This is a genomic window from Nannocystis sp. RBIL2, assembly GCF_026626745.1.
Classification (GTDB): Bacteria; Myxococcota_A; Polyangia; order Nannocystales; family Nannocystaceae; genus Nannocystis.
Genome location: NZ_JAPNJW010000001.1, coordinates 2,621,616 through 2,648,033, shown reverse-complemented (window position 1 = coordinate 2,648,033; position 26,418 = coordinate 2,621,616). Strand labels below are relative to the sequence as shown.

20 protein-coding genes are annotated in these 26,418 nt (G+C 71.6%); 11 read left to right on the top strand and 9 right to left on the bottom strand.

The window, feature by feature from the left end:
* Window positions 1-43 precede the first annotated feature (43 nt).
* From OV090_RS10285 to OV090_RS10270, 4 genes are all read left to right on the top strand, one after another.
* Window positions 44-1,105: a hypothetical protein gene (locus OV090_RS10285; RefSeq protein ID WP_267703405.1), complete on the top strand. Its 1,062-nt coding sequence runs from the start codon at window positions 44-46 to the stop codon at window positions 1,103-1,105.
* On the top strand, window positions 1,102-3,432 hold the full coding sequence (locus OV090_RS10280) for a TonB-dependent receptor (protein ID WP_267703404.1): 2,331 nt from the start codon (window positions 1,102-1,104) through the stop codon (window positions 3,430-3,432). Before OV090_RS10285 ends, OV090_RS10280 begins: the two co-directional genes overlap by 4 nt.
* A gap of 83 nt (window positions 3,433-3,515) precedes the next feature.
* Window positions 3,516-3,983, top strand: a complete 468-nt coding sequence (locus OV090_RS10275) for a GNAT family N-acetyltransferase (RefSeq protein ID WP_267703403.1) — start codon at window positions 3,516-3,518, stop codon at window positions 3,981-3,983.
* A 161-nt stretch (window positions 3,984-4,144) separates the two neighbouring features.
* Window positions 4,145-4,426 (top strand): hypothetical protein, encoded by a 282-nt coding sequence (locus OV090_RS10270; RefSeq protein ID WP_267703402.1) that lies wholly within the window; start codon window positions 4,145-4,147, stop codon window positions 4,424-4,426.
* Between the two features lie 92 nt (window positions 4,427-4,518).
* On the opposite strand, the gene OV090_RS10265 is transcribed toward OV090_RS10270, so the two are convergent.
* From OV090_RS10265 to OV090_RS50605, 5 genes are all read right to left on the bottom strand, one after another.
* Window positions 4,519-4,836 carry a hypothetical protein gene (locus tag OV090_RS10265; RefSeq protein WP_267703401.1) on the bottom strand — a complete coding sequence of 106 codons (318 nt, stop codon included), beginning with the start codon at window positions 4,834-4,836 and terminating at the stop codon, window positions 4,519-4,521.
* A gap of 126 nt (window positions 4,837-4,962) precedes the next feature.
* The gene (locus OV090_RS10260) at window positions 4,963-5,628 is read right to left on the bottom strand and encodes a hypothetical protein (RefSeq protein WP_267703400.1); all 666 of its coding nucleotides are present in this window, start codon (window positions 5,626-5,628) and stop codon (window positions 4,963-4,965) included.
* Window positions 5,629-5,955: 327 nt separating this feature from the next.
* Window positions 5,956-8,433 carry a bifunctional aminotransferase class I/II-fold pyridoxal phosphate-dependent enzyme/GNAT family N-acetyltransferase gene (locus OV090_RS10255; RefSeq protein ID WP_267703399.1) on the bottom strand — a complete coding sequence of 826 codons (2,478 nt, stop codon included), beginning with the start codon at window positions 8,431-8,433 and terminating at the stop codon, window positions 5,956-5,958.
* A gap of 256 nt (window positions 8,434-8,689) precedes the next feature.
* Window positions 8,690-8,974, bottom strand: a complete 285-nt coding sequence (locus tag OV090_RS10250; protein ID WP_267703398.1) for a nitrogen fixation protein NifQ — start codon at window positions 8,972-8,974, stop codon at window positions 8,690-8,692.
* A 61-nt stretch (window positions 8,975-9,035) separates the two neighbouring features.
* Window positions 9,036-9,335 carry a hypothetical protein gene (locus OV090_RS50605; RefSeq protein ID WP_267703397.1) on the bottom strand — a complete coding sequence of 100 codons (300 nt, stop codon included), beginning with the start codon at window positions 9,333-9,335 and terminating at the stop codon, window positions 9,036-9,038.
* Window positions 9,336-9,845: 510 nt separating this feature from the next.
* On the opposite strand from OV090_RS50605, the gene OV090_RS10240 reads away from it, so the two are divergent.
* Together OV090_RS10240 and OV090_RS10235 are read left to right on the top strand one after the other, a co-directional pair.
* Window positions 9,846-11,231, top strand: coding sequence for a hypothetical protein (locus OV090_RS10240; RefSeq protein WP_267703396.1), 1,386 nt, complete (start codon window positions 9,846-9,848; stop codon window positions 11,229-11,231).
* A gap of 96 nt (window positions 11,232-11,327) precedes the next feature.
* Window positions 11,328-11,465 (top strand): hypothetical protein, encoded by a 138-nt coding sequence (locus tag OV090_RS10235; protein WP_267703395.1) that lies wholly within the window; start codon window positions 11,328-11,330, stop codon window positions 11,463-11,465.
* A gap of 365 nt (window positions 11,466-11,830) precedes the next feature.
* Here the strand turns inward: OV090_RS10235 and OV090_RS10230 are convergent, their stop codons facing one another.
* A complete protein-coding gene (locus OV090_RS10230; protein ID WP_267703394.1) occupies window positions 11,831-13,975 on the bottom strand; it encodes a G8 domain-containing protein in 2,145 nt (714 codons plus the stop codon).
* A gap of 25 nt (window positions 13,976-14,000) precedes the next feature.
* Window positions 14,001-15,782 carry a hypothetical protein gene (locus tag OV090_RS10225; RefSeq protein ID WP_267703393.1) on the bottom strand — a complete coding sequence of 594 codons (1,782 nt, stop codon included), beginning with the start codon at window positions 15,780-15,782 and terminating at the stop codon, window positions 14,001-14,003.
* Between the two features lie 172 nt (window positions 15,783-15,954).
* Between OV090_RS10225 and OV090_RS10220 the strand changes: the two genes are divergently transcribed.
* Window positions 15,955-16,155 (top strand): hypothetical protein, encoded by a 201-nt coding sequence (locus OV090_RS10220; RefSeq protein WP_267703392.1) that lies wholly within the window; start codon window positions 15,955-15,957, stop codon window positions 16,153-16,155.
* A 393-nt stretch (window positions 16,156-16,548) separates the two neighbouring features.
* Window positions 16,549-17,727, top strand: a complete 1,179-nt coding sequence (locus OV090_RS10215) for a hypothetical protein (protein ID WP_267703391.1) — start codon at window positions 16,549-16,551, stop codon at window positions 17,725-17,727.
* A gap of 202 nt (window positions 17,728-17,929) precedes the next feature.
* Here OV090_RS10215 and OV090_RS10210 read toward each other — a convergent pair whose 3' ends face one another.
* Window positions 17,930-19,171 (bottom strand): sigma-70 family RNA polymerase sigma factor, encoded by a 1,242-nt coding sequence (locus OV090_RS10210; protein WP_267703390.1) that lies wholly within the window; start codon window positions 19,169-19,171, stop codon window positions 17,930-17,932.
* Window positions 19,172-19,728: 557 nt separating this feature from the next.
* Between OV090_RS10210 and OV090_RS10205 the strand changes: the two genes are divergently transcribed.
* Genes OV090_RS10205 through OV090_RS10195 form a run of 3 tightly spaced genes read left to right on the top strand, consistent with a single transcriptional unit; the run spans window position 19,729 to window position 22,315 of the window.
* Window positions 19,729-20,463, top strand: coding sequence for a hypothetical protein (locus OV090_RS10205; RefSeq protein ID WP_267703389.1), 735 nt, complete (start codon window positions 19,729-19,731; stop codon window positions 20,461-20,463).
* Between the two features lie 41 nt (window positions 20,464-20,504).
* Window positions 20,505-21,611 carry a histidine kinase gene (locus OV090_RS10200; protein ID WP_267703388.1) on the top strand — a complete coding sequence of 369 codons (1,107 nt, stop codon included), beginning with the start codon at window positions 20,505-20,507 and terminating at the stop codon, window positions 21,609-21,611.
* On the top strand, window positions 21,608-22,315 hold the full coding sequence (locus tag OV090_RS10195) for a LytTR family DNA-binding domain-containing protein (RefSeq protein WP_267703387.1): 708 nt from the start codon (window positions 21,608-21,610) through the stop codon (window positions 22,313-22,315). The genes OV090_RS10200 and OV090_RS10195 overlap by 4 nt, the downstream gene beginning before the upstream one ends.
* Window positions 22,316-22,380: 65 nt before the next feature.
* Here the strand turns inward: OV090_RS10195 and OV090_RS10190 are convergent, their stop codons facing one another.
* On the bottom strand, window positions 22,381-26,316 hold the full coding sequence (locus tag OV090_RS10190) for a serine/threonine-protein kinase (RefSeq protein WP_267703386.1): 3,936 nt from the start codon (window positions 26,314-26,316) through the stop codon (window positions 22,381-22,383).
* Between the last annotated feature and the right edge of the window lie 102 nt (window positions 26,317-26,418).

The following is a 26,418-nucleotide window of genomic DNA, read 5'->3' as shown; positions in this document are numbered from 1 at the left end:
CGCGCTGGCCTCGACCGGTCGCGTGCGCTACCTTGACGCCCGCATGCGGTCTGCCGGCTTCGGGGCCCTCACCGGTGTCCTTTCGTGCCTGGCGGGCGCCTGCATCCCCGTCGAGCCTGAATGGGTGGTCACCGACCCTCGCTTCCGCGGGGTCAAGGTCGAGGTCGTCGAGCCCGGCGGCTATGCGTCGCTGCTCCACGTCCCCGAGGGCAAGCGCCGCGCGACCCTGCTACCGCTCGACACCGTCGAGTTCACCTGGCACGTCACCGCCGCGGAGGACGAGCTGCCGCCGCCGATCTGGCTCGTCTGCGACAACAATTGCATCGACTCCGGCGTCAACAACGCCATCGCCCAGCTCGACTTCGTGGGGCTGAAAGACTGTCCCTCGCCGCTCCCGCTCTCGCCCCCCGAGACCTGTCGACTCGGCGAGGGCTGGCAGATCCGCGCCGGGCTGGCGGGGGCCTTCTCCTCCGGCGGCGACATCCCGTACCTCCTCCCGCTCATCGTCATCGGCAGCCGGCAGCCCGAGCTCGCGCCCGCGTCCTGCCTCGAACGCCTGAGCACGCAGCCGATCTCGCCGTCCGAATCGTGCCTGTTCAGCAGGACGCACGTGTACTTCGGCCCGGCCTGGGCCGTCCTCCCGTTCGGCGATCTGCCCGCGCTCCCGCAGGAGTTCCGCGAGCAGGAGGTCGACACCAACCCCGAGATCACCGCGTTCGCCGTCACCCGCGAGCGCAGCGGCACGCGCATCGAGCTCGTCGCCGACCCGGGCGCCGACGTCCCCGTGCGCCGCGGCGAGCGAATCTCCGTCGAGCCGATCTTCGCCGCCGGCTCCGCGCAATCGTATTACGTCATGACGAACGGGGAGGGGGGTGAGCCCGGGTCGGGCGAGCCGTCGCTGCGGAACGAGTCGCTCCAGTGGCGCGGCTGGTTCAGCGCCCCGATCGACGGTTACGAGCCGCACGCCGACGCCTGGCACACCGAGCTGCAGTGGACCGTCCCGCACGACGTCGTGCCGACCACGCTCTACGTGGATGTCAGGGACGGACGTGGCGGCGTCGACTTCGCCGAGCTGCGCTTCGTCGCCGACGGCTCCGCGCCATGATCTTCGGCCTGCTCGCCCCCCTCGCCGTCGCCGCCACGCTCGCGGCGCCCGCGGCCGTCGAACGGCCCGCTCGTGCCGTCGTACAGGGTCAGCTGCGCAGCGCCGGCGAGCGCGTCCCCCTCGCCGGCGCGCGCGTCGTCGCCAGCGCGCGCCGCGGCCGGCAGTGGCAGCGTTCGGCCGTCTCCGGCCCCGACGGTCGGTTCGTCCTCGCGGACCTTCCCAGCCAGGAATTCGACCTCGTCATCGTCGCCGCCGGTCACCAGCGCTTCGAGCAACCGACCTCCGCGAGCTTCTGGCGCCGTCGCAAGCCACCGGTGATCTACCTGCAACCCGCCGGCACCGGCGGCTATCGCACGATCGTCCAGCAGGAGCGCGTCACCCGGCCGAGCGCGACCAGCACGCGCCTCTCGCCCGAGGAGATCGGCAACCTCCCCGGCAGCCAGGGCGACCCATTGCGCGCCCTACAAAACCTGCCCGGCGTCGCCCGCGTCCCCGGCGGCCTCGGTCTGCTCATTCTCCGCGGCGCCGCCCCCAATCAATCGCAAGTCTTCTTCGGCGAGCACCCGCTGCCGCGCGCCTTCCACATCCCCGGCCTCGCCAGCGTCGTCCAGCCCGGCGTCCTCCAGGGCCTCGAATACGTGCCTGGCAACTTCTCCGCCCACTATGGCAACGCCGTCGGCGGCATCGTCCACCTGACCCCGCGCGTCGGCCGGCGCGACGGGGTGCACGGCCACGCCAAGCTCGACATCACCTCGGTCGGTGCCCTCGTCGAGGGGCCGTTCGGCAAGGGCGGCTCGATGCTCCTGGCCGCCCAGCGCGGCTACCTCGACCTCGCGCTCCAGGCATTGCCCAATGACGTCATCTCCGACTTCCTCGCTCCGCGCTACCACGATTACCAATTCATCATCGACCACCCGGCGGGCCGCGGCGGCACCATCACCGCCCGCCTGCTCGGCGCCCAGGACACCTTCAATGTCCCGGGCCTCGACGGCAAGTTCTTCCTGACGATGCAGAACAGCTTCCACCGCGTCGACCTCGCGTATCGCAAGCGCCTCGGCCGCTGGGACTTCCTGCTCGCGCCGGCCGTGCGCCTCGATCGCACCCTCTACGAGAGCGGCTCGCATCACCGCCGCGGCGACGTCGTCGGCCTTTTGCGCGCCGAGGCCAGCGTGCGCCCGGTGAGACCGCTCCACGTCACCCTCGGCCTCGACACCCAGCTCGATCGCTACACCACGCGTCTGCAATATTCCCCGTACATGCAGCCGCCGGTCGACGAGTCCGGCCGCGGCCTGTTGACCACCACCGGCCTGTACCTGTCCTCGCAGCTCGACGTCGGCCGCTTCGCGGTCATCGCCGGCGCGCGCCTCAACGCCTTCACCGGCGCCGAGAATCACGCGTTCGCGTTCGACCCGCGCGTGCTGCTGCGCTACACGCCGCACCCGCGCGTACGAATCCAGCTGGCCGCCGGCCTCTACTCGCAGCCGAGCCTGAACCGCTCCCTGATCTCCGCCGGCCTGGTGTCGAGCTGGGAGGGCACCCCGACCAGCAGCTTTTTGTACTCGGGGCTCATCCTCCCCGGGGCGACCCGGTTCCTCGATCCGCAGCTCGAGTTCGCGCCCACCGGCCGACTCGGCGCCATGCGAGCCACCCAGTACAGCGCCAACCTCCACCTCGACCTCACCGATTCGCTCGACCTCGAGGCGACTTTCTTCTATCGCCAGATCCGCGACAACCTCCCGCCCCCTTCGTACGACCCTGCGGCGGAGGACCCCGCCAACCCGTCCGTGACCGGGCCTCAAGTGTTCGCCAGCGGCTCGGCCACCCACGGCGTCGAGGTCATGCTGCGCCACGACCTCACCGCGCGGCTCTACGGCTGGCTGGCGTATACGTGGATGCACTCGACCGCCAGCACCACCTTCGCCGCTCGCATCGACCGCACCCCGGCCGACTTCGATCAGCGGCACAACCTCGTCATGCTCGTCGGCTACAGGCTCCCGCGCCGCTGGTCGATCGCCACTCGCTTCCGCCTCGTCACCGGGCTGCCCTACACTCCTTTCGTCGGCGGCGTGGAGGGAGCGGACGGCTCCGTGGTGCCCCTCACGGGCGCGACCAACAGCGCCCGCATGCCCGTGTTTCACCAGCTCGACCTGCGCGTCGATCGCACGTGGATCTTGCACCGCTGCATCGTCTCCGCCTACCTCGACGTGATGAACGTCTATAACCGCCAGAACGCCGAGGGCGTGCTCTACTCGGCCACCTACGCCGGCACGCGCGCGGTCGTCGGCCTGCCGATCTTGCCGGTCCTCGGCCTGAAGGTCGGCTTCTGATCGACCGCCGCGACGCGTCTTCGCTGGCGTGCAGAATCGTCCGCGGCGAGCCGCGAGGCTGGGCTATGTTCCTCGCGCCTGCCATGAACATTCGCCTTTACACTCCGGCCGACCGCGAAGCTTGTCTCGAGCTCCTGCGCAGCAACACCCCCGAGCACTTCTCGCCCGCCGAGGAGGCCGAGATGGGGCGCTTCCTCGACACGCTGCCGGGGCCGTATTTCGTGGTCGAGGACGGCGGACGAATCATCGCGTCCGGCGGGATCGCGGCCGAGCGGGACGGGATCACGGCGACGCTGTGCTGGGGCATGGTCGACGCGAGCCGCCAGCGGAGCGGGGTCGGCACGAAGCTGCTGGCCCACCGCCTCGAGTCGTTCCTCGCCGAGCACCCGCAGATCCGCCGCATCCAGACGCACACGTCGCAGAAGGTGCAGGCCTTCTACGCGAAGCACGGGTTTTCCGTCGTCGAGGTCAGGCCGCACGGGTTCGGGCCCGACCTCGATCACGTGCACATGATGCGCGACAGGGCCTCCTCGGGTGATTCAATAAAATGAACTCGTCGGCCCGGCGTGGCGCGTCCGGCGAAGCGGGCGGACGAAGGTCGTCCGCCCGCCCTCGTCCGTCCGCAGCCATCACGCCCGCATCGTCGCCCAGCTCGCGGTCGACGTCGGGGATGGCCCCGCGATCCCGGAGGTGCAGTGCCGGTCGGGGCCTGATGATCGCCGGCGGCGTGGCGCTCGCGTGCAGCCTCTCGCTCGCCGGTGTGGCCACCTATACGGGTGCCGGTCTGCTCGAGACACGCCGCGAAGCGCGTGCGCTTCACGACATGGTCGATGGCTATGCAACCGACCAGCAGCTCGCCCAGGACGCCGCGCTGTGGCGGGACTATCAGCGGCAGGAGGCGCAGACCCTCGGGTTCGCGGTCGCCAGCGGCACGATGATGGTGGTCGGCGCCGTGTTGCTGGGCGTCGGCGGTCGTCGGCATGCTTGGGCATGAGCGGCCCGGAACTGACCGACTCGGGCCAGCGGGTCGAGTTCCGGTGGGCGCTTAACCAAGTACGAGATCACGACTGTCCCGGATGCGATCCATTACCGCGTCCCCTGCAGGGCGATGATCTCCGGCATGGTCGTGGCCGACTTGCCGGACTGGTTGGCCTTGCGCCCGATGCAGTGCTCGCGCACGGCCTTGGCGCCGGCGTCGACCGAGGGGTAGTCGTGCTTGGCGGTGAGCGAGGCGAGCTGGTAGGCGGGCCGTCGCTGCGGCCCGATCCGCCCGCCCTGGCGCAGGGTCTTGAGGTAGACGGCGGTCGGTTGATCGACCGTGCCCGCCGGGCTGTCTCTGGCGGCCGATGTGACGAACGAGTGGGACGCGGCGCTGGCGCTCGCGTGGCTGGTCTCTTCGACCACGGTCGCTCGGTCCTGCAAAAAAAGGTAGGAGTCGGCAGCTCGCGCCGCTCCACGGCTGCGGAGCCCGTGGCTGCGGCGTCGAGGGCGGGGCGGGATAGCGGCGTGCGACTCGCTTCTGCGCAAGCTTTATGAGTCTGTCTCTTCGGACAGGTATCCGGCTCGCTGCGCCCACCGCCCGAGCGTGTGCGTCTGCTTGCGTGAGCGCCAGCCACGCTGGGCGCGGGTGTCTCGCAGGCGCTCGCGCAGCAGGGTGCGGGCGGGGGCTCCCGCGCACACCAGGGCGCACGCGATCGCGTCGTGGGCGTGGTACGGCCGACCGCGGGCGTAGGCGTCGCGGGCCGCCTGGAGCACCACGTCGGTCGGGTAGTCCCCCGCGGCGGCCAGGAGCAGCCGCGCCAGCTTGCTCGTGCGCGAGGGGAAGAGGCCGTGGTCGACTGGGTCGCCGGGGCGCCCGAGCGCGAGCGGACGGAGCCGGGGGCGCCACCCGTCGTCGAGCGGGCAGAGCGGGCGCACGGGAGGGAACGGGCCGGCGAGGAGCTCGCACAGGGCTCGCGCAGTGGCGTCGTCGCCGAGGCGCGCGGCGAGGGCTCGCTCGAGGTTCGGGCCGGCCGCGGCAGCGCCGAGCAAGCACTGCGTCGCCGGGACGGCCTCCAGCAGGGCGGTCCACGGCCCGCCCGGGTCGATCTCGAGGACGACGTAGTCGGCGTCGCGCGGGCGCAGCGTGGCGAGCCTGGCGAGCATCGAGATGCCCGTCAGCCGCGGGAGTCTGGCGCGCCATGCCTCGAAGGACATTTAATAAGCATATCGGCCGCCGGCGGGGCGGTCGAGGCCGTAGAGCTCGGGCGAGGTCGTGATCGGCCGGACGGGGAGCGAGAGCTGCGCGCGAGGACTGCGCCCGGGAATCATCGCGGTGATGGCGAGTGTCGAGATGCGGCACGTGGTGAGGACATCGGCGCGAGCCGAGGTCGTGAGGCCGGCGCCCGCGCGGTCGAGTCGCCGGAGTCGCGCGTCCGCTCTTCGCCTTGCTCGGGATCGCAGGTCTCACCCGGAAGCTGCAGTCGCAAAGGACATGTCCCTTTGAACATGTCCTTTGCGTCTACGACGTTTGCCGTGATCGGCCTACGAGCGGCCGGCGCTGCGCAGGGCCGTCTGCGTCACGAACTCCTGCAGGCGGGTCGCCGCGAAGGCGTCGTCCGCTCGCACGAGCGCGAGCGCGGGCGAGGCCGTGGCGCCGAAGCGCGTCTTCTCCCGGTCGGCTCCCATGCCGAGGTGCAGGCGCTCGCAGCCGAGCTGGCCGGCGCGGCGGACCAACTGCCACAGCAATTGGCGATAGGGGTTGACCTCGCCGGTGAGGAAATCGTCGTAGTCGACGCCGCAGTACAGGGCGCGGTACTCGCGACCGGCCGGGCGCGTGGCGGCCCACGCGACCACTGGGCCGCCGCCCCGGCGCCGCAGCAGCACGAACTCCCACGAGCCGCTCTCGAGCTGCGCCCGCAGCAGCTCCGGCGGGAGGGGGAAGATGTTGATCCGCAGGTTCTTCGCCGCCATCCTGCGGTAGAGCGCGTACAGGTGGCCGAGCTCGTCGTCCGACGCGGCGCTGCGGCTGTCCCACACCTCGACCTCGAACAGGGGCGACTGCTCGTGGACGGCGCGGACGTGTCGCCGCCGACGGTGGCTCGGCAACGCGGCGATGAAGGCTGCCTCGCCGCGCCAGTCGAGCGACACGAGGTAGCGCTCGAGCAGCGGGACGGGTACGAAGCCCTGGCCGGTCAGCACGCGCACGAGCTCGGGGTCGTCGGCGAGATCGCGGAGGACCAGGGTGCTGCAGCCCTGCGCCTTCATCTCGGCGACGCCGGCCTCGGCGAGGGCGATCAGCGCGGCGGCGCGGCCCGGGCCGCGGGCGAGGAACATGTGCTCGCCCTCGGACGCCATGTTGCCCATCACCACCGCGCGCGAGGTGAACAGGTACGGATCGGCGACGCGCTCGCGCTCGAGCGCCGCGCTGACGGTCGCGCTCATGAACGTGTCGTCCTTCATCCACACCGTGGTGAACGGGGCCGCGGCGACGACCTCGTCGCCCTTGCGGACGAACACGTAGCGGAACGACCAGCGGTGCTCGCGGAGCGCGTGCTCGCCGTGGAACACGCGCTCGGCCGCCCGCATCGAGCGCGCGTCGATGTATGAAAGATCTCCGACGAGTGCGTCCCAGAGCTTCGCGTCGAGCCGATCGACGCTCGCGTGGGTCTCGACGGTGAGCGCGTCGGCCGGCGCGGCGTGTCGCTCGGGCAGCTGCTCGACCGCGGGGGCCAGTGGACGCGCGGCGCGGAGGAACGACGGGAGCACGCCCTCGAACTGCTCCGCGACCTCGTCGCGCGTCACGCCGACGGCGGCCAGCACCGCTGGCAGGTGCTCGGCGATCGCGTGGAACAGGGCGTCGACCTGCGCCGCGCCGTGGATCGCGGTGATGGCGATCCGCAGCCCGCCGCGGCTCGCGGGCACGGCCGGGAAGCCGGACACGTTGACGTGGAAGCCCTGGTCGCGCAGGCGCTCGGCCATCAGGTACACCGCCTCGACGCGGCCCAGGGCGATGAAGAAGATCGGCGCCTCGTTGGCGATGACGAGCGGGATCGCCAGAGTCCGGCACAGCGCGTTGGCCTGGGCGATCCGGTCGCGCAGCGCGGCCTGGAGCGTCGCCAGTTCGGGGCTCAGGTGGATCCGCGCCGAGGCGATGCTCGCCCCGAGGTCGCCCGGGCGCAGCGGCCCCGAGAACGAGAACGGGCCGCCGACCAGGCGCGCGGTCTCGAGGAGGCGGCGGTCCTGGACGACGACGACGCCACCGCCGGTGGCGAACGCCTTGGCGAGCGAGGTGACCAGGACGACGCGGTCGCCCAGCGGGAAGCGCGACAGCAAGTGCCCGCACCCGCGCTCGCCGGCCCAGCTCATTCCGTGGGCGTCGTCGATGAACAGCCGCACGTTGGGCGCGACGGCCAGCAGGTCGTGCAGGAAGCCGGCGGGCAAGAAGTCGCCGTACATCGAATAGACGCCGTCGCACGCGAACCACACGTGGTGGTGGGTGCGCGCGAGCCGGCCGACGATGTCGAGCGCCCGCTCGAGCTCGCCGTGCTTCACGACCACCTTGGCCGCGCCGCTGCGCGCGCATTGCAGGGTGATCGCGTCGTCGACCGAGCGGTGGACCTGGTGGTCGCAGACGATCGCGTCGTTCTCGGCCAGCAGCGCCGGCATCACGACGTGGTGGGCGATGCTGGTGCTCGGTAGCAGCAGCACCTGCGGCACGCCGAAGATGCGCGGCAGCAGGTCCTCCTCGAGCTCCGGGTAGAGCGGGCAGGACAGGTAGCCGCGGCTGAACGACGTCTGGGTGCCGTAGCGGCGGTAGGCCTCGACCCCGCCGTCGATCAGCCGGGGGTCGAACTCCAGGCCCAGGTACGAGCAGCTGCCGAACGACAGCAACCGCTTGCCGGCGACGCTGATGTGGCGGTCGTCGAATCGCGGGTCCTCCGCCGCCAGGAAATAGTGGCCGCGGTCGCGACCGTGGCTGTGAACCTGGAATATTGCCTCTCGAAAGCTAGATGCGTCCATCGATGGTGGCGTGATAGCAGAGCGCGAGCGCGCCGCACGGGGCAGATTTCCCCTGCCGGCCGCTGATGATTGGCCCGAGTGGTGCTTGCGGACGCCTCGCGCAGGTTTGAAGATTCGCGTGCCCGACGTTTGCGTCATGTCGATGCAGCGAGTGGTTCGTCGCGTCGCCGAGGGGTCGTCAGAGAGATCCGCACCCGCTTGGGCCGCGGCCGCGAGCAGCGGGACTCGCAGTCGTCGCCGCCGCGTCCGTTCACGCTCACGCGAGGCCGTGGCGCTTCAGGAGGCGCTTGAGCTGATCGCGGCTGCGGAGGCCGAGCTCGCGCCAGGCTCGCTCGCGCACGCCGCCGCAGCGGGCCAGCACGTGCACGACCTGGTCGCGCGACAGCTTGCGCGGATCGGTGTGGGCGGGCGGGGGCGGCGGTGCCGGCGGCGTGACCAGGCCGGGCGGCGTGATCAGGTGCGAGGCGGAGCTCGCCGCCACTGCGCGCCACAGCAGCTCGCGCAGCTCGCGGGCCTCGGTGGTGTATTCGTGGCGGGTCAACGCGAGCACGAAGCGGGGTGACCTCGTCGGGACCGTCGGGGACGATGCGGAGCTGACGTCGCTACACGAGGCCTACCGGGTCGACCGCCGAGAGCGCAGCGCAGCGCCCAATGGCGATCTCGCGGGCCCCGAGTGCGATCAGAGGGCCGCCCGAGAGCGCCATGTACGGGACCACGGCGGTCGAACGCGGGAAGCGACCGAGGGCGTTGGCGATCATCACGCTCGACGTGGCGTAGCCACCGGGCGTAGGGAGCACCACCGTGACCTCGTCCCCGCGGATTCTTTCGAGACGCGCGAGGAGGTAGTCCGCGATGCGCAGGTCGATGCGGCGATGCGCTCGACCTTGAGCGTCCGACGCCACACCCTGGGGCCCCACGCTGTTGATACGGCCCCCCTCGTGCGTGCCGCTGGACCACACAGGCCAGGGCGACGAGTCTGGACATGGCCAGGGCGAGGCCGTCGCCACGGCCCCCCAATGGCTCGACTTTGCGGCCGGATCCGCCGTGTTCGGGCGGACTGTTCGCCTCAGGGTGGCCTTCAGCAAACGCTGGAGCCGCAAGGCGTCGGGCGGCGTGCTCCGACCTCGATCTCACACGCGCGATTGGCCCGTTGTCTGCACACCCCACCGGGACGAGCAACACTATTGCGCAAAGAGCAACACCACGACATCCTCGGCGCATACGCGCGCGCCGAGCAAGACGAATCGCCGATCGTTGATGCGCGCGAAAGCCACCATCACGCTCGTTCTTGGCGATTGACATGTCGTGGATATTTCGCTTAGCTCCCGCACGGTGAGCTCTCCGCTTACCCTCAGCACCATCCAATCTCAGCTAGACGACGGTCACCCGTCGTGGTCATCAACAGGAGCACCATGAACGAAGCTACATTTGCCACTGGCGAGAACACCCAAATTCCCAACGTCGGCCTGTCCTGCAGCCCTGCACCGGTCGTCTTCCAAGACACTCTCTACCTGTTCCATCAGGGTTCCCGCGAGAATGGCCAGATCTGGTACATCCAGAGCACCGACGGGGGGAATAACTGGAGCTCGGATCAACGCCTCTCCAACCATGGCATTTCGTACAGCCCGTGTGGTGTCGTCTTCAACGGCACGCTGTACGTTTTCCACCATGGTTCTGGCGAGAACGGCCAGCTTTGGTACACCAAATCCGATGGAGCAGGATGGTCCGCCGACACTCTGATCTCCAACATCGGCATCACCGATAGCCCTTCGGCCGTCGTCTTCAGGGACACGCTCTACGTATTCCACCAGGGTAAGGGCGGTAACGGCCAGATCTGGTACACCACCAGCACGAATGGCTCCACGTGGGCCTCCGATCGGCAGATCCCCAATGTCGGGATGTCCGCCAGCCCGTCGGCAGTCGTCTTCAAGGACAAGCTCTATCTCTTCTACCAGGGCAGAGGCGACAGCGGTGAGCTGTGGTGTCAGACCTTCGACGGCTCGACCTGGTCCTCCGCCGTCAAGATGGCGAGCGTCGGCGTGAGCGCGTCTCCCTCGGCAGTCGTGTTCGGCGCCACCACACTCTACGTCTTCCACCGTGGTCCCCGCCAGACCGGTGAGCTCTGGTACACCTTCACCCACGACGGGTCGAGCTGGTACACCGACCAGATGATCAGCGGCGTCAGCGTCAGTTGGAGCCCGGGGGCAGTCGAGACCATGGCGCAGCTGGCCGTCTTCTACCAGGGCGGAGGCAACAACGGCCAGCTCTGGAAGTATGTCCACGAGGCGATGGAGATCGTCGGCGTGACCTACGATCTGGAAAACGCCCAGAGCACCGACCCAGAGCTCACCGAGATCTATACAACTACCCTCCGCAACGAATACCCTAAGCCGCAACACTTCTCGTTTTCGAGGAGGGAGACTACGACCGAGACCTCCTATTTTGAGAACAGCGAGTCTTCCAGCGTCTCCCTGCAGGTAGGGAAGGAGTTCAAGGCGCCGATCCCCAAGGTGAAGCGCAAGGCCGGCGCCTCGCTCGAGCTGGGCCTCTCGACCGAGACGACCCGGACGTACGGCGAGGAACAGTCCTACGAAAACGAGTACTCCTTCACTGTTGATGTGGACGTCGACGCGTACTCCGCGGTAAAGGTCACCTGCACCGTCGAGAAATGCACCCTCAACGTCCCCTACACGATGACGTTGCGCTCGAAGACTGGGAGCGAGATGACGTGTTCGGGGATGTGGCAGGGGCTCACGAGCTGGGACATGCAGCTCCATTACAAAGAAGTGCCTCTCTAAGCAGCCCGTCGATTCACGTCGCAAGACCCAGCGCCGCGCCGTCATGCTCTCCGGGCTCGGCGCGGAGGCGCGGGCGCTCCGGGAGCCCAATTGCAAGTGCAGGCACGCGGTAGCTACTTCTCAACGCTCCTCCGTCACGTCGTCACTGGCGCCGCACTCGAGGTGCTGGCAACCGTCAGCGTGCTGGCGATCGGCGGCTGGCTCGTCATCTCCCGCGAGCTGACGCTGGGCTAGCTCGTGGCCGCGTCGGTGCTGGTGTCCCAGATCGGGGCTGGGGTCCGCGGCCTCGGGCAGCAGCTCGACCCGGTGTATGAGGGCGTGGCTGCAGTCGCTACCCAGGGCAGGACACTCGACGCGCTCCTCGAGCCCCTCGGCGGCGAGGTCGGCGCAGGCATGCCGGCACCAGGGTCAGCGAGGCCAGCAGGCAGAACGTCATACAGAGGACCGCCCCGACTTCGCCGCCCGCCTCGACGCGGACGTGGCGAGCGCGGCCGCTGGCGTCACGGCCCTGGTATGCACGAGTGCCAGAACGGGCTGTCGTGGGCGAGGTCCGGGTCGTGGGCGATGGCCGCGCGGCGGCGGTCGATGATTCCGAGGGCTCAGCGCGGGACGAGCCAGGCGTCGAAGGGGGCGTAGTAGCTGCCGCCTTCGACCTCGTTGTCGGCGCGGTGGAGGTCGAAGTCCGGCGGCAGGTCGGGGTAGTCGGGGCTGGAGAAGCCGCGGACCTCCCAGATCGAGTGGCGATTGAAGGTCTGGCCGAAGTCGAACGGCAGCACGCCGGCCGGGATCACCGGATCGATGAAGCGCAGCCACACGCGCAGGCACTTGGTGTCGGCCGGGTCGTCCTCGTCGCCCTCGGCGCAGCTCTCGTGCAGCTGCGTCACCGCGACGTCGCGGTCGCCGGTGAAGGTGACGTTTTCGAAGATCGCCGGGCCCTCCTGGATGAACACGTAGGCGAGGACGCGGATGTCGTCGACGAGGCCGCCCTTCAAGCGGGCGGTGTCGTCGAACGGGATCGCCTTGACGCCGATCGACGCCATGCCGTTGTCGACCGCGACCACGTCGGCGAGCAGGAACGGGTTCTGATAGGCGCCCCACAGCACGCCGTAGGCGCCGTTCGACCAGAACGCGTTGGTCGCGTAGGGCGCCTGGGCCAGCTCGGTGTTGTGCCAGATCATCGCCCCGTGGCCGCGGTTGTGGTGGGCGACGTTGTCGTCGAACACGAAGCTGGTCGGGCGCCCCGAGCCGCCCTCCTGCCAGCCGAAGCCCGAGATGTCTTCGCCGCTGCCATTGTAGCCGACGCCGACGGCGACCGAGTCGCGCGCGCCGGAGCCCTCGCCGCCGGAGACTGCGACGCCGACCATGCGGTGGTCGACGCGGATGCAGCCGTCGACCCGCTCGGGGACGCCGACGCGGGCGGCGAGCACGTGGTCGAACACCACGTCGGCCGACGCCTTCTCGCGGTCGTCGCAGAAGGTGCCGCACCCGCCGTTGTCGTAGAACAGGCCGAAGCCCATGCCCTGGGTGTCGTAGCCGACGACGTCGGCGATCTCGATGCCGTTCGACTGCTCGACCATGATGAAGTGAAGGTCGCCGCCCCAGATCGCGGCGTGGCGCACGAACGAGCCGGCGGAGGCGTCCTTCTGCTGGTGGAACCAGATCGGCGCGCGGCGCAGCGGGAAGGCGTGGCCCTCGGGCAGCCCGGTGCAGGGGACGATCGGCCCGAGCCAGCGCAGCTCGACGCTGTCGATCTCGACGTGGCCCTGCTCGGCCACGAGGATGTGCGCGTGGGCGCTGTCGTCGGCGGAGCGGATGACGACGTTGCGCGACAGGTTGGCCGCCTCGCCGCGCCGCATGCAATCGGCGCAGCCGTCGTGCGGGTACTTCGGCGCCTCGGCGAGGGTGATGTCGTCGCCGTTGACGGCGGCGATGGTGCCCTCGTCGAAGTGCTCGATGATGCCTTCGCCCTCGCTGAGCGGCGCGCTCGGGGTGAGCACCACGCGGTCGCCGGCCTTCCAGCCGTCGGCGCCGTCGAGGCTGAAGCCGGGGTCGCCCGCGGCCGCGCCGTCGACCAGCTTGCCCCACGAGCGCTTCGCCGCGCCCGCGGCCCGCAGCGTCCCGGCGCCCATCACCCACAGGCCGATGTCGCCGTCGACGACGGTCATCGGCGTGTCGACCGAGTGCATGCCGTCGCCGCCGCCCGCGCTGGGGGTGCCGACGTATTCGGCGTCGTTCATGCCGGCGAAGATGATCTCGGCGGTCACGCCGTCGGGCACGCGATCGTCGGGCGTGCCGTAGTCGAGGGTGCCCTCGACGAGCAGGTTGCCGTGGAGGGTGAGGGTGGTCGAGACCTCGCGCGAGACGAACAGGGTGCCGCCCGCCTCGATGCGGATCGTCCGCGCCTCGGCGGGGCAATCGACGACGATGGTCTTGCCCGCCGGGATCACGACGTCGGTCTCGGCGTTCGGCGCAGTGCCGCCCCAGGTGTCGGGGGCGCAGAACGAGCAGGTGCCGCCGTCCTCGCAGGCGGTGGGGGTGACTGGATCGCCGGTGGGCTGGTCGGAGTCGCTGGTGCCCTCGGTGTCGGTGGCGGTGGCGGTATCGGTGGTGCCGCCATTCGTGGCAGTGTCGCCGGTGGTGCCGCCATTCGTGTCGGTGCCGGTGGTGCCGCCATTGCCACCACATGCGGCGGGGACCGCCGCGAGAGACAGCGCGATGCAGAGCGTGACAGGTGACCTGGCCATGGGTTCCTCCGTTCGAGCAAGCTAGCTAAGGACAAGCCGCGAGGTCGGTCGCGGCCTCGACCGGCGCGAGCGCGCGCAGCTCGGCGCGCTGTTCGGACGTGAGACCGTCGCACCCGTCGCGCCAGGCGTTGCCCAGCACGACGTGGTGATCGGAGGTGAGCGCGCCGCCGCCGGCGAGGAACTCCGCCTCGCGGGTCAGGAAGCGACGCAGCAGCGCGGCGCGGACGGGACCGGCGACGCGACGGAGGGGCACCGCGAGCAGCCGCACCGGCCCGCGATCGGTGCCGAAGTCGTCGGCGAGCGCGCCCTGGGATTCTTCGAGGCTGCCGACGAGGTGAAGGTAGGTGAGGGTCCAGGGCCCGGCGCCCGCCGAGTCCGCGACCGTGAGGACGTCGCGCCAATTGAGCGGACGATCGCCGGTGGTGTGGCCGCGCCCCGGGTTCACCGCCGCCTGCGCCGTCCACCACGAGAAGGCCTGGTGCATCGCATCGGGCAGGCCGCCCGCGAACGCCGCCTCGAAGAAGGCGAAGCCGACCTCGTAAGGGAAGGCGGGCCCGCCGTCGGGGAAGCCGTGGTCGGGGCCGTCGAAGCCGCCGTGGCGCCGCTGCCAGTCCCACAGCTTCACCGCGGCGTAGCGCAGCAACTCGACGCGGCTCGCGTGGTCGCCGGTGGTGATCAAGATCTCCGTACCGAGGTGCACCGCGGCGCTCGAGAACGCCTGCGCCGCCTCGAGGCTGCCGCCCTCGGCGAGCGCGGCCTCGGCGATGGCGAGCATGCCGTCGCCGCGGGTGAACCATGTGGCGTCGATCTTGCGCGGCAGCCAGCGCGACCAGGACGGCGTGGCGACGGGCAGGGCGATCGTCGAGGTGTCGAACGAGGCGGCGATGTCCCAGGCCGGCGCGTCGGGGAAGCCGTCGGGGAAGAGGGCCGCAGCGAGCGCGTCGTCTTCGGGGAGCACCGCGCCGTGCCCGGCCCCGGCGGCGCCGACCTTGGCTTCGCCGGGCTGGAACGGCGGGTCGAACGGATGCCCGATCGCGGCGACGGGGAGCGAGCGGACGTAGCTGGCGATGTCGGCGGCCTCTTCGGCGGTGAACAGGTGATGCTCGGCGCGGGCGATCACGCTGTGGTTGGAGAAGGCGAAGTAGGCCAGGTCGGCGCCGTCGTCGGCGTGGCAGCGGGCGCACGGCGGGCCGCCGTCGCGGCTCTCGGCGGTGAAGAACCGCTGGCCGCGAGCGATCGCGTCGGCGTCGGTGGAGGGCGCGGTCCAGGTGGCGGGATCGTCGGCGGGCAGGTCGGTCTCGAGGCGCTTCCCATTGACGACGAGCGCCAGGTCGAGCACGCGGAAGCCCGAGACGTCGCGGATCTCCCGGTCATAGCGGAACACGATGCGGTTCGCGCCCGCGTGCAGCGTGCCGTCGGGGAGCGCGAGCGAGGCGGTCGCGTGACCCCCCGAAGCGCGGGCGAGGCGATGCGCGGGCGCCCCGAGATCGATCGGCTCGCCGTCGCCGACGATGACGAAGGCGGCGCCCGCCTCGAGGACGTTGTGCACGGTCAGCGCGAGCTCGGCCGCGGACGCGCCGGCGAGGTCGTCGGGGACTTCGATGCTGACGGCGACCGCGGTGCCGGCCGGGCCGAGGATCTCGAGCGGCAGGGCGGTCGCCTCCGGGGTGCCGTCGCCGCCGGTGTCGCTGTCGCCGTCGCTGTCGCTGTCGCTGCTGCCGACGCTGTCGTCACCACCGTCGACGTCACTCGCACATCCGAACGCCAGGAGCAGGAGCGCGAGCGCCGGGCGAGCGAGCTGAACCACGGCTGCAGTGTAACAGCGGCCGTGCTCGCCTCGATATGGACAGCTCCCCCCAATAGCGGCGACGAAGACACGGCCTCGCGCCCGACGGATCCGCTCGCCGAGGCTTCGGGTCCGCAGGGACATGTACCGCTCCCGAGGGACATGTCCGGCAGCGCGTGCGTGGCGAGAATCGGTGATCCGCAGTTACGGCGTCGTGGTGAAATGGCAGCGACGCGGGCGCGAGAGCGAATACGCGATGCCTGCCGTCGGGGACGTCGAGCGGTTCGCGGCGTATGGCGGCATCGGGCTCACGATGAGGGAGAGGCCCGCGCGTGGCGGATGGAAAAATAGCGACGAGGTGATGGCGAACGTGTCGCCGAAACTCCTCGCATAGCGACGGCGCACGGTGGCCGTCACCGTGGGCCATCGGTCATGCGTGTTTCTCGCAAGCCGTCTCGCTCGAGGTCGGGGCAGCTGGCGACGTCGTGGACGTGATGTCTCATGAGACATGTTCCTAATGTAATGTCTGTTTGGACATGCTATATATAAGACGTATCGAATGGAGCGCCGGAGCTCCAGCGCGACGCACGGCGCTGCGAGGTTGTCTCCGGACCCGCTCTCGGCGCCGCTCGCCGCGGGCTCGCTGCGCACGCCAGAAGGCGGCGGGCTCGACCGCGTCGTTCGGGCGCAGGGCGCGTAATTTCCCACGCAACGGCCGTCTGGTGCGCGAGTCGCGTTTTGCTGCGACGAGCGGCGAGCTCCGTGGACGTGGTGTATCCTCCCCGCGATGTCGCCGCGTCTCTCGCTCTCGCTCCTCTTCTCGCTCACCGTCGCGTCTTGCGGAGGCGACCCGAACTCGACGGACGGCGCGACCTCGACGGGCAGCACGGGCGAGCCCGGCACGACGACCGGCGCGAACGAGCTGACGGCCGGCACCACCGACGCGCCGACCAGCGGCACCACCGGCGAGGCGCACGTCGTCCCCGAGTTCGGCGGGACCTTCGTCGTCATCGGCACCGCCGACGACGGCCTGCACGCGGTCCGCGACCTCGAGTTCAACCCGGCCGCGCCCGAGCAGCTGTGGACCTTCAACATGCTGAGCCACGGCGTCGTCATCTACTTCGAGCCCGGCACCCCGCAGCAGACCTCGGAGGAGCGCATCGACGCGTACGGGCAGCACTTCATGGCCTACGTCTCATCGGCCGCGTTCACCGACGACAACACGTTCGCCACCTGTCAGGAGTCGCGCAACGAGTGGAACGTCGGGCCGCAGGACCCGGACGACTTCATGGGCCCGGCGCTGTGGCCGGCCGACCTGGACATCTTCGCCAAGGTCGGCCAGGCGTTCCCGCCCGAGGGGATCGAGGGCAGCCACCTCGACATGCTGCACCAGAGCCCGCTGTGCATGGGCATCGCCCACGAGGCCGGCAACGCGTTCTGGGCCTTCGACGGCATGCACGGCAACATCGTGCGCTACGACTTCCAGGCCGATCACGGACCCGGCGGCGGCGACCACTCCGACGGCATCATCACCCGCTACACCGACGTCACGGTGACCCGGCTGGGCAACATCCCCGGGCACATGGAGCTCGATCACGCGACGGGGATGCTGTACGTCGCCGACACCGGCGCCGGCCGGCTGCTGCGCCTCGACACCGCCACCGGCACGAACACCGGCAAGCTCCCCGGCGACTGGGACGGCGCCGAGTACACGGGCGTCGAGGGTGCCGACGTGCAGGTGCTCGTCGAGGGTCTCGACGAGCCCTCGGGCCTCGCGCTGCACGACGGCCGGCTGCTGGTGTCCGAGCACGGGACCGGCGACATCATCGCGTTCGATCTCGAGGGCAAGGAGATCGATCGCATGTCCACGCCGGCCAAGCGCATCATGGGGATCACGATCGGTCCGGAGGGCGACCTGTGGTACGCCGACGCGGGCGCCAACGAGGTCGTCCGCGTCGCTCCGTGATGCTGGGCCGCGGCGCCCGAGAGTGGGCCTCTACATCGCGGCGGAGGTCGAGGTCGCTCCCGCGACGAGGCCACCTGCTTCACGTTCGCCATGCCGGCGCAGGGCCGACGATTCGCGAATCAGCGCACCGACCAAAAGCCGCGAGCCGGGCGCCCCCCGGTGGGGGCGGCCGGCTCGTGGTCGGGCTGGTCCGAGGAACTTCTTACATCAGCTGGCGGCGCTCGAACTCCGAGCGGAGCTTGCGCAGCGCCTGCTCCTGCAGCTGACGGATGCGCTCGCGCGAGAGCGAGTAGTTGGCGCCGATCTCCTTGAGGGTGAGCTCGGGCTCGCCGTCCAGGCCGACGCGCTTGCGGAGGATGTCGGCCTCCATCGGCGACAGCTTCTCGAACACCTCGAGCAGGGCGTCCTGCAGGAGGGCGGAGTCCATCAGCTCGTAGGGGGTGGCCTGGCTGGCGTCGACGAGGGTGTCGGCGAGGCTGCTCTCGCCGTCGCGGGTGGCCGGCAGCGAGAGGCTGAGCGGCTGGTCGATGAGCGACCAGCTCATCCGCTGGATGCGCTCCATGCTGATGCCGGTGGCCGAGGACAGCTCCTCGTCGGTGGGGGTGCGGCCGTACATGACCTCGTACTCGCGGCGGGCGCGGTTGACCTTCTTGCAGGCATCGATCATGTGGAGGGGCAGGCGGACGCTGCGGTCGGTGTCGACGATGGCGCGGGTGATGGCGTAGCGGATCCACCAGGCCGCGTAGGTGGCGAAGCGGCAGCCGCGGGTGGGGTCGAAGCGGTCGACGGCCTTCATCAGGCCCATGTTGCCGTCCTGGATGAGGTCCTGCAGCGGGATCGAGCTGCGGGCGAAGCGGCGGGCGATGGCGACGACGAGGCGGAGGTTCGAGCGCACGAAGGCGTTCTTGGCCAGCATCACCGCGTTGTGGGACTTGCGGGCGGCGGCGACGTAGCGGACGAAGGGGGCGCTGTCGCGGTAGGGCGGCTTCACCTTCATGTTGGTGGCGACGCCGCGGTCACCCTCGAGGCCGGTGAGGTCGGCGAGGATGGAGTCGGCGACGACGCTGTCGACGTCGGCGAACACCAGGCGATCGATGAGGGCGTTGCGCGCGGCGTTGAAGGCCTCCTCGTGGCTCTTCAGGACGCGGTCGCGGAGGGCCCGCGAGGTCTTCTCGACGGCCTCGAGCACGGCCGGCGCCACGGCCTCGGCCGACAGGCGCTCGGCGATCAGGGCGCAGATGGCCGAGACGAACGGCGGGTAGCTCAGGAAGGCGGCCCACATGGCCTTCTTCAGCTCGATCAGACGCGTGGCCGCGGCCATCTCCTCGTCCTTCCCCATCACCGTGACATCGGCGAGTTCGCGGAAGTACCGCGCGGTCGTCGCACCAGCGATCGGCGCATTGAACGAGCAATCATTCCCGGAAGTGGTGATTCGATTCAGCATTGTGGACCCCTCGTCTGACCTCAACTAGTTTCCCGATCCTGAGATAAAGAGGACGTCAGGAGAGCGGCCGTTGACCTCAAGAAAGCGTAAATATCGGTGTAAAACGCGGCATGTGCGCGGATTTTCGTCGACTTTGACCGACTCTGACCGATCGACGCCTAGTTTTGTGGAAACGAGAAGCCAGGGGAAGTGCTAGTTTTGCACCATAGATAGGTCTTCTGATGTGGACAGAGGGTCGAGACGGCGCATCGGCGGCGATCGGGGCGAACGTAGATTTCGCGCTGCTCGGGGAGAAGCGAGCCGGCATTCGTCGGAGCGACGGCGAATGACGGGAGTCGCGGGCCGGCAAATGCTCGCGGCGTTTCGCTCGCTCGTGTGACCGCGCTCGTCGTGAGGCTCGCGCTCCCACGAGGGTGCGCTGTCACGACTGGCGGCGATGGTTCGCCGCGCCGTTCATCGCCCCGCACGCGCCGTTCGTCGGACGCCGGCCGCCGCCTGTCCGGACGCTGCGGCGCCGCGCGGGGGCAGGGGCCTATCCTCGCTGCGAGACCAAGCCGATGCGCGAACTCTACCTGCCCCTCCTCACTCTCCACATCGGCGCCGGCGTGACGAGCCTGCTGACCCTCGTCCCGCCGCTGGTCGCCCGCAAGGGCGGCGCGCTGCACCGCCGGGTCGGCATGATCTTCGTCGCGGCCATGGCCATCACTGCAGTCTCGGGGCTCGTGATCGCGGGCCTGTGGATCGCGGTCCCGCTGGCAGTCAAGCCGCCGTCGTCGCCGCAGAGCCCCGAACAGGCGGCGGCGCAGATCGCAGGGATGCGCCAGTTCGGCTGCTTCCTCGCGTACCTCGGGGTGCTCATCCTGCAGGCGGTGACGAGCGGCATGCGGGCGGTCGCGGTCGGGCGCCGGCGGGCGGTCCACGGCGCGCTCGTCGATCGAGCGATGGCGGTGTTCGTGCTCGGCACCGGGGCCGCGCTGGCGATCGCGGGGATCTGCCAGGGGAGCGCGTTGATGATCATCTTCGGCGCGATCGGAAGTCACGGCGGATGGCACGACCTGCGTTACCACTCGCGACCGCAGACCGAGCGCCGGGCCTGGCTCGTGCGCCACCTCGAGAGCATGCTCGGGGCCGCCGTCGCCGCCTTGACCGCCTTCAGCGTGTTCAACGTAAGTCGCCTGTTCGGGGCCGGATTGCCGGCCGACCTCGCGTTTTTGCCGTGGGTGCTGCCGACGCTGATCGGTGTGCCCGCGGCCAGGGCGTGGAAGGCTCGTTACACCCGGGACGGGGCGTGACGAGCGAGCGGCGCGAGCCCTCGCTTGCTACCCTCTCGTGCATGCCGGCAGCCGGAAGCTCGTCGCTGCGGACCCGCCTGCGCGCGTGGGCGGACGACCTGCGCGAGGACGCGTGGATCGTCGCGTTCGTGCCGGTGGCCCTGACTGCGATGCTCGCCGCACTCGGCCGCTCGAGCTTCGCCGAGCTCGCGCGCACGTTCGCCTTCAACGCGACGATCATGGTCCTCGTCCAGCTGCTCGCCAGCGGGCTGTTCAACCTGGTGCTCGCGCCGCTGCTCCCCGGTCGCGGTCGGCCGCTGCGGTGGGTCGCCCGCGCCGGGGCCGTCGGCGTCGCGGTGGTGGTCGCGGCCGAGCTCTCGGTGCGTCTCTACGCCGCGCTCGGGTGGGTCGCCGACGTCGATGCCAGCCGCACTCGGGTGCTGCGGATCGCCGTCGTCGTCTCCGTGACCCTGTTCGTCACCGCGGCCGCGCTCGAGCGCATCCACGACCGCCGCCGCGCGCTCGAGCGCCGCGAGGAGGAGCTCCGCCGCGAGGCGCTGCGCGCCCAGCTGTCCGCGCTGCAGGCCCGCACCAACCCGCACTTCCTGTTCAACGCCCTCAACACGGTCGCCAGCCTGATCGAGGACGACCCCGCGCTCGCCGAGCAGGCGGTCGAGCGCCTCGCCGGCCTGTTCCGCTACAGCCTCGACGGGTCGCGCACGCTCGAGGTGCCGCTCCGCGACGAGCTCGCGGCGGTCCGCGACTATGTCGAGGTCGAGCGGCTGCGCTTCGGCGAGCGCCTGCGGGTCGAGTTCGCCGTCGATCCTGCGACCGAGTCGCTGCTGGTCCCGCCGCTCGTGCTGCAGCCGCTGGTCGAGAACGCGGTCGGCCACGGGGTCGCCGCGAGCCGGGCCGGCGCGACCGTGCGGATCGTCGCCGCCCGCGTCGACGGGTCGCTCGAGCTGCGGGTCGAGGACGACGCGGCCCGGCCCGCCGCGCCGCGAACGACTCGCCCCGGCAGCGGCACGGCCCTCGCCGATCTGCGCGAGCGGCTGCGGCTCGCCTACGGCGCGGCGGCGGGGCTCGAGGCCGGCCCCGGGGCGAGCGGCGGGTTTTCGGCCCGCCTGCGCCTGCCGGTGGCGCCCGCGCGCGGGGAGGGCCCGGCGTGAAGGTGCTGGTGGTCGACGACGAGGCGCCGGCGCGCCGCCGGCTGGTGCGGATGCTCGAGCGGATCGCGGACGTCGAGGTCGTCGGCGAGGCGGACGACGGGGCCTCGGCCCTGCGCCAGATCGTCGCGCTGCGCCCGGACGTGGTGCTGCTCGACATTCACATGCCGGAGCTCGACGGCATGGAGCTGGCCGAGACCACGGCCGAGCTGCCGGCGCTCGTCTTCGTCACCGCGCACCCGGACTACGCGGTGCGGGCGTTCGCGGTCGCGGCCCACGACTATCTGCTCAAGCCGGTGCAGCAGGCGCGGCTCGAGCAGGCGCTCGCGCGCGTCGCGGCCCGGGCGCGCCCCGCCGGACCCGCCGCGCCGGTCCGGATCTCCGCGCGCGCCGGCGACTCGGTGCGGCTGTTCGACCCGCGGTCGATCACCCGCTTCCACGCCTCCGACAAGTACACCGTGTTCCGCGTCGGTCCCGAAGAACATGTCCTCGACGACAGTTTGAACATGCTCGAGGAGCGGCTCGCCGGCCTCGATTTCCTGCGGGTGCACCGGAGCGAGCTCGTCAACCTCCGCGAGGCGCGGGCGCTGCACCAGCGCGACGGCGCGGCGGTGCTCGAGCTGTCCGACGGCCAGCGCGCCCAGGTCAGTCGGCGGGCGATCGCCGAGCTCAAGCGCCGGCTGGGCCTCCGCGACGGCGAGGCCTGAGCGGGGCTCGCCGCGGGCCCGCGAGCGACGCCAGGGCGGACCGCGGTGGAGCGTCGGCGGGGTGTTCAGGACACGCCCCACGCGTCGGCGAGCGTGCGGGCGCGGAGGCAGTACGGATTGCGGGACAGGTAGCTGTGCCGCCACGAGGGGTCGGCGATGTCGTCGGCGCGCAGGTCGATCTGGCGCAGGGTCTCGCGCAGTTCGGCGCGGGCGCGCTCGACGTGCGCGGCGGCGTGGAAGGCCTCGCTGGCGGCGAGGCGGAGCTCGATCTCGGGGTGGCCGGCTCCGCCGAGGCCGGGGAGCACGCCGAGGACCCGCTCGGCGACCGCGACGGCCTCGTCGGCCCGGTCGAGGGCGAGCAGGGCGCGCACGTGGACGGACGCGGTGTGCAACAACCACAGCGGCATGTCCGAAAAGACAGCCATGGCCGCGCGCGCGTGGGCCTCGGCGTCGCCCGGCTGCCCGCGCAGGAGCGAGACGCGGGCCACGATGCCCTGGGCGAGGACGCGGAAGTGCATGATGCCGCCGGTGTGCGCGAGCATCGGCGCGACCAGCTCCTCGGCCTCGGCCCAGGCGCTCGCGGCCGGGAATTCGCAGAGCACGCGCGCCAGCCGGTTGCGCCACAGCGCCGTGGTCACGACGTCCTGGCTCGTGGCCATCGCCGGCGCGAGCGCTCGCAGGCGGTCGCGGGCCCCCTCCGCGTCGCCGAGCTCCAGCCAGCCCCACTCGCGCGAGCCGAGCAGGCTGAGCTCGAGCCTGCTGTCGCCGGCCTCGCGGCACAGCACTGCGCCGGCGCCCCACGCCGCGAGCATGGTCCACGGGCGGGGCTGGCGGAAGAAGGCCAGGCCGCCGCGCACGTCCTGCAGGTAGCGGCGGCTGGCCGGGTGCGCGGGCTCGGCGAGGCGGACGCTCGCCTCGAGCCGGTGCAGCAGCGCCGCGAGCAGCGAAGCCGGCGCGGCCGCGCCGAGCAGCGACGACGTGACTGTGGCGACGGCCTCGACGTCGGCGGCGCGGGCGTCCTCGTCCGGCTCGGTCGCCAGCAGGCGGGCCACGAGCTCGCCGACCCGGGCCTCGTCGGCGCGGCCCATGGCGGCCAGGATCGCCGGGAGGATGGCGCGGCAGTAGCCGCGGCTGCCGGGCCGGAGCCGCGCCATCGCCTCCTCCGCCGTCTCGGCCAGGCCCTCGTGGCGGTCGAGCCAGAAGGCGGCGTAGCTGCTGACGCTGCACAGCTGCCCACGCAGCTCGCCGTCAGGGGCGCAGGCGAGGCCGTGGGCGACGTGGCGCAGCGCGCCGGCGTGGTCGCCGCGATCGATGCAGCCCTCCGCGGCGCGCACGTAGGAGGCGGCCGCGCGCTCCGGGTCGCCTCCGAGCTCCCAGTGCTCGGCGACGACTGCGTCGTGCTCACCGGCGGCCTCGAGGAACCCGGCCGCGAGCCGGTGTCCGGTCGTCAGGTCCTCGGCCGTCAACAGGCCGTAGGCGGCGTCGCGCACGAGCGCGTGGCGGAAGGCGAACTCCTGCTCGTCCGCGAGGCGGCTGGTCGTCGTCGGCTGGACGAGCTCGGCGTCGACCAGCGCGGACAGCCAGCCCGCGAGCTCGTCGGACCCGCCGGGCAGCCCGAGGACCACGCCCACGCCTCCGCGCCAGAACCGCTCGCCGAACACCGCGGCCGCTCGCACCGCCCGCCGGGCCCCGGCCGCGAGAGCCCCGATCCGAGCCTGCAGCATCGCCAGCACCGTCGACGGCTGCTCGTCGGACTTGCCGGCGGCGATCGAGCGGATCAGCTCCTCGAGGTACAGCGCGTTGCCGGCCGACCGCTCGACCGCGCGGGCGATGACCTCCGCCGCCACGCCGGGCCCGAGCGCGTGCTGGATCAGCCGCTCGCACGCGCGCTTGCTCAGCGCCTTGAGCGGGACCCGCTGCAGCGCGCGCGCCTGCCACAGCCGCGGGAACGCCTCGTCCACCTCGGGCCGGGCGAACGCGAGGACCAGCAGCGGCGCCTCTTGCAGGTCGCGCAGCGCCTCGTCGACCGCCGCCACCGTGGCGCCGTCGCTCCACTGCAGATCGTCGAGCACGAGGACGACCGGGGCCGCTTCGCACTCGGCGGCGAGCCAGTCGAGGAAGGCGCGGCTCAGGCAGCCACGCATGAGCTTCGGCTCCTGTCGCGCCGCTCGCAGCATCGCCGCGCCGTCGTCGGGGAACGGCACGCCGCACATCTCGCCGAGGAACAGCACGACGCGCTCCCGCTCGCCCGCGGGGACGTGCGCGCCGATGCGGGCGCGGAGCCGCTGCTGCTGCTCGGCGAGCGGCCCGCTGCCCTCGAGGTCGCACAGCCGGCGCAGCGCGTCGACCAGGAGCCCGTGGGGCCCGCCGGAGCGCATCGGGTCGCCGCGCCCGAACAGGAGCGTGACCGGCCGACCGCGCTGCGCCACGCGGCGCACGAACTCGTGCCGCAGGCGCGACTTGCCGACCCCCGGCGGCGCCATGAACAGCACCGCGCGCGCCTGCGAGTCGTCCTCGACGCCGGCCAGCTGCGCCTCGAGGGCGGCGAGCTCGGGCTCGCGGCCGACGCACGGCGTGGGCCTGCCGAGCAGCGGCCGCCCGGTGTCGACCGCTCGCTCCTCCGCGAGCAGCAGCGCGCCGTCGGGGCGCGGCGTCTGGCTGAACCGCCCCGCCAGCAGATCGGCGCTCAGGGCGTCGAGCAGGACCCCGGGCCCGGTGTCGACGAGCCGCAGATCGGCGCGCTGCAGCGTGTTCGCGGCCCGCTCGACGACCTCGCCGACGGCGGTGCGGCCGTCGAGGGCGCCGCGTCCGGTCGCCATCGCCACGGTCGCCGTCGGCCAGCGCTCCTTGATCAGCAGGGCCGCGCGGGCGGCCCGGGTGGCCTGGTCGGTGGCGCTCTCGGTCGGCGGCGCCACCACCACCAGCGCGCCGTCGCCGAGGACGTCGGCGGAGACGCCGAGGCCGTGGAGCGTGCGCAGCAGCGCGTCGCGCTCGTCGTCGGCCGCCGCGAGCTCCTGCGGGAGCAAGGTGGCCCCGCGGCTGTGGTCGTCGGTCGCCTCGCCGCGTCGGGGCGCGGCGAGCACGACGCTGCACAGGTTCTGCTCGCGCAGCGCGAAGGCGTGGACCTGGCGCGTGGCGAGGGTGTCCCCGAGGATAGGTTCCCGCAGCTCGCCGAGCGCCGCCAGCTCGGCGCGCAGCGCTTCGGCGTCGGGCAGGCGCTGGGCCGGCTCCTTGGCCAGCAGCCGCTCGACGAGCCGGACCAGCGGCGCGGGCAGGCCGGGCCGCCGCTCGGCCAGGGACGCGGGCGCCTCGAACAGGATCCGCACCAGCACCGCGGCGAGGTGATCGGCGGCGAACGGCGAGTGGCCGGTCAGGCACTCGTAGAAGATGCACCCCAGCGCGAACAGGTCGGCGGCCGGCGTCAGGTCGCGGGCCCCGCGGGCCTGCTCCGGCGCCATGTACTCCGGCGTCCCGATCACCCGCCCCGTCGCCGTCAGGACGTGCGACGCGGACAGGCGGCGCGCGATCCCGAAGTCGAGCAGCGTGGCCCGGCCGATCTCCGCGCCCACCAGGAACACGTTGCTCGGCTTGAGGTCGCGGTGGACCACGCCGCTCCCGTGCGCGCACGCCAGGGCGTCCGCGATCCGATCGACCAGCGCGACGCAGTCGGCCAGCGGCAGCCGGCCGCGCGCCAGGCGACCGCTCAGGTCCTCGCCCTCCAGCCACTCCATCGCCAGGAATCGCTGGCCCTCCGGGGTCTGCCCGTGATCGACGTAGCCGACGATCCCCGGGTGGCGCAGCTCCGCCAGCAGCCGGGCCTCGCGGGTGAACCGGGCCGCGTCGTCCGGGCCACCCACGCCGATCTGGAGCAGCTTGAGCGCGACATGTTCGCCGCTGGCGCGGTCGCGCGCGCGATACACCACTCCCATGCCGCCGCTGCCGGCCAGGCGGTCGATCTCGAAGCGATTGGCGAATAGCGTTCCGGCGCCGAGCTCGGGCATCTTCGACCTGTCGGGCGCAGCCGCGGCCCTGGGCGCCGCAGTCTACAGCACATCGCGCCGGCCGCCGAGCCGGAACCGCGCCCGCCTCCCGCGCCGACGGGC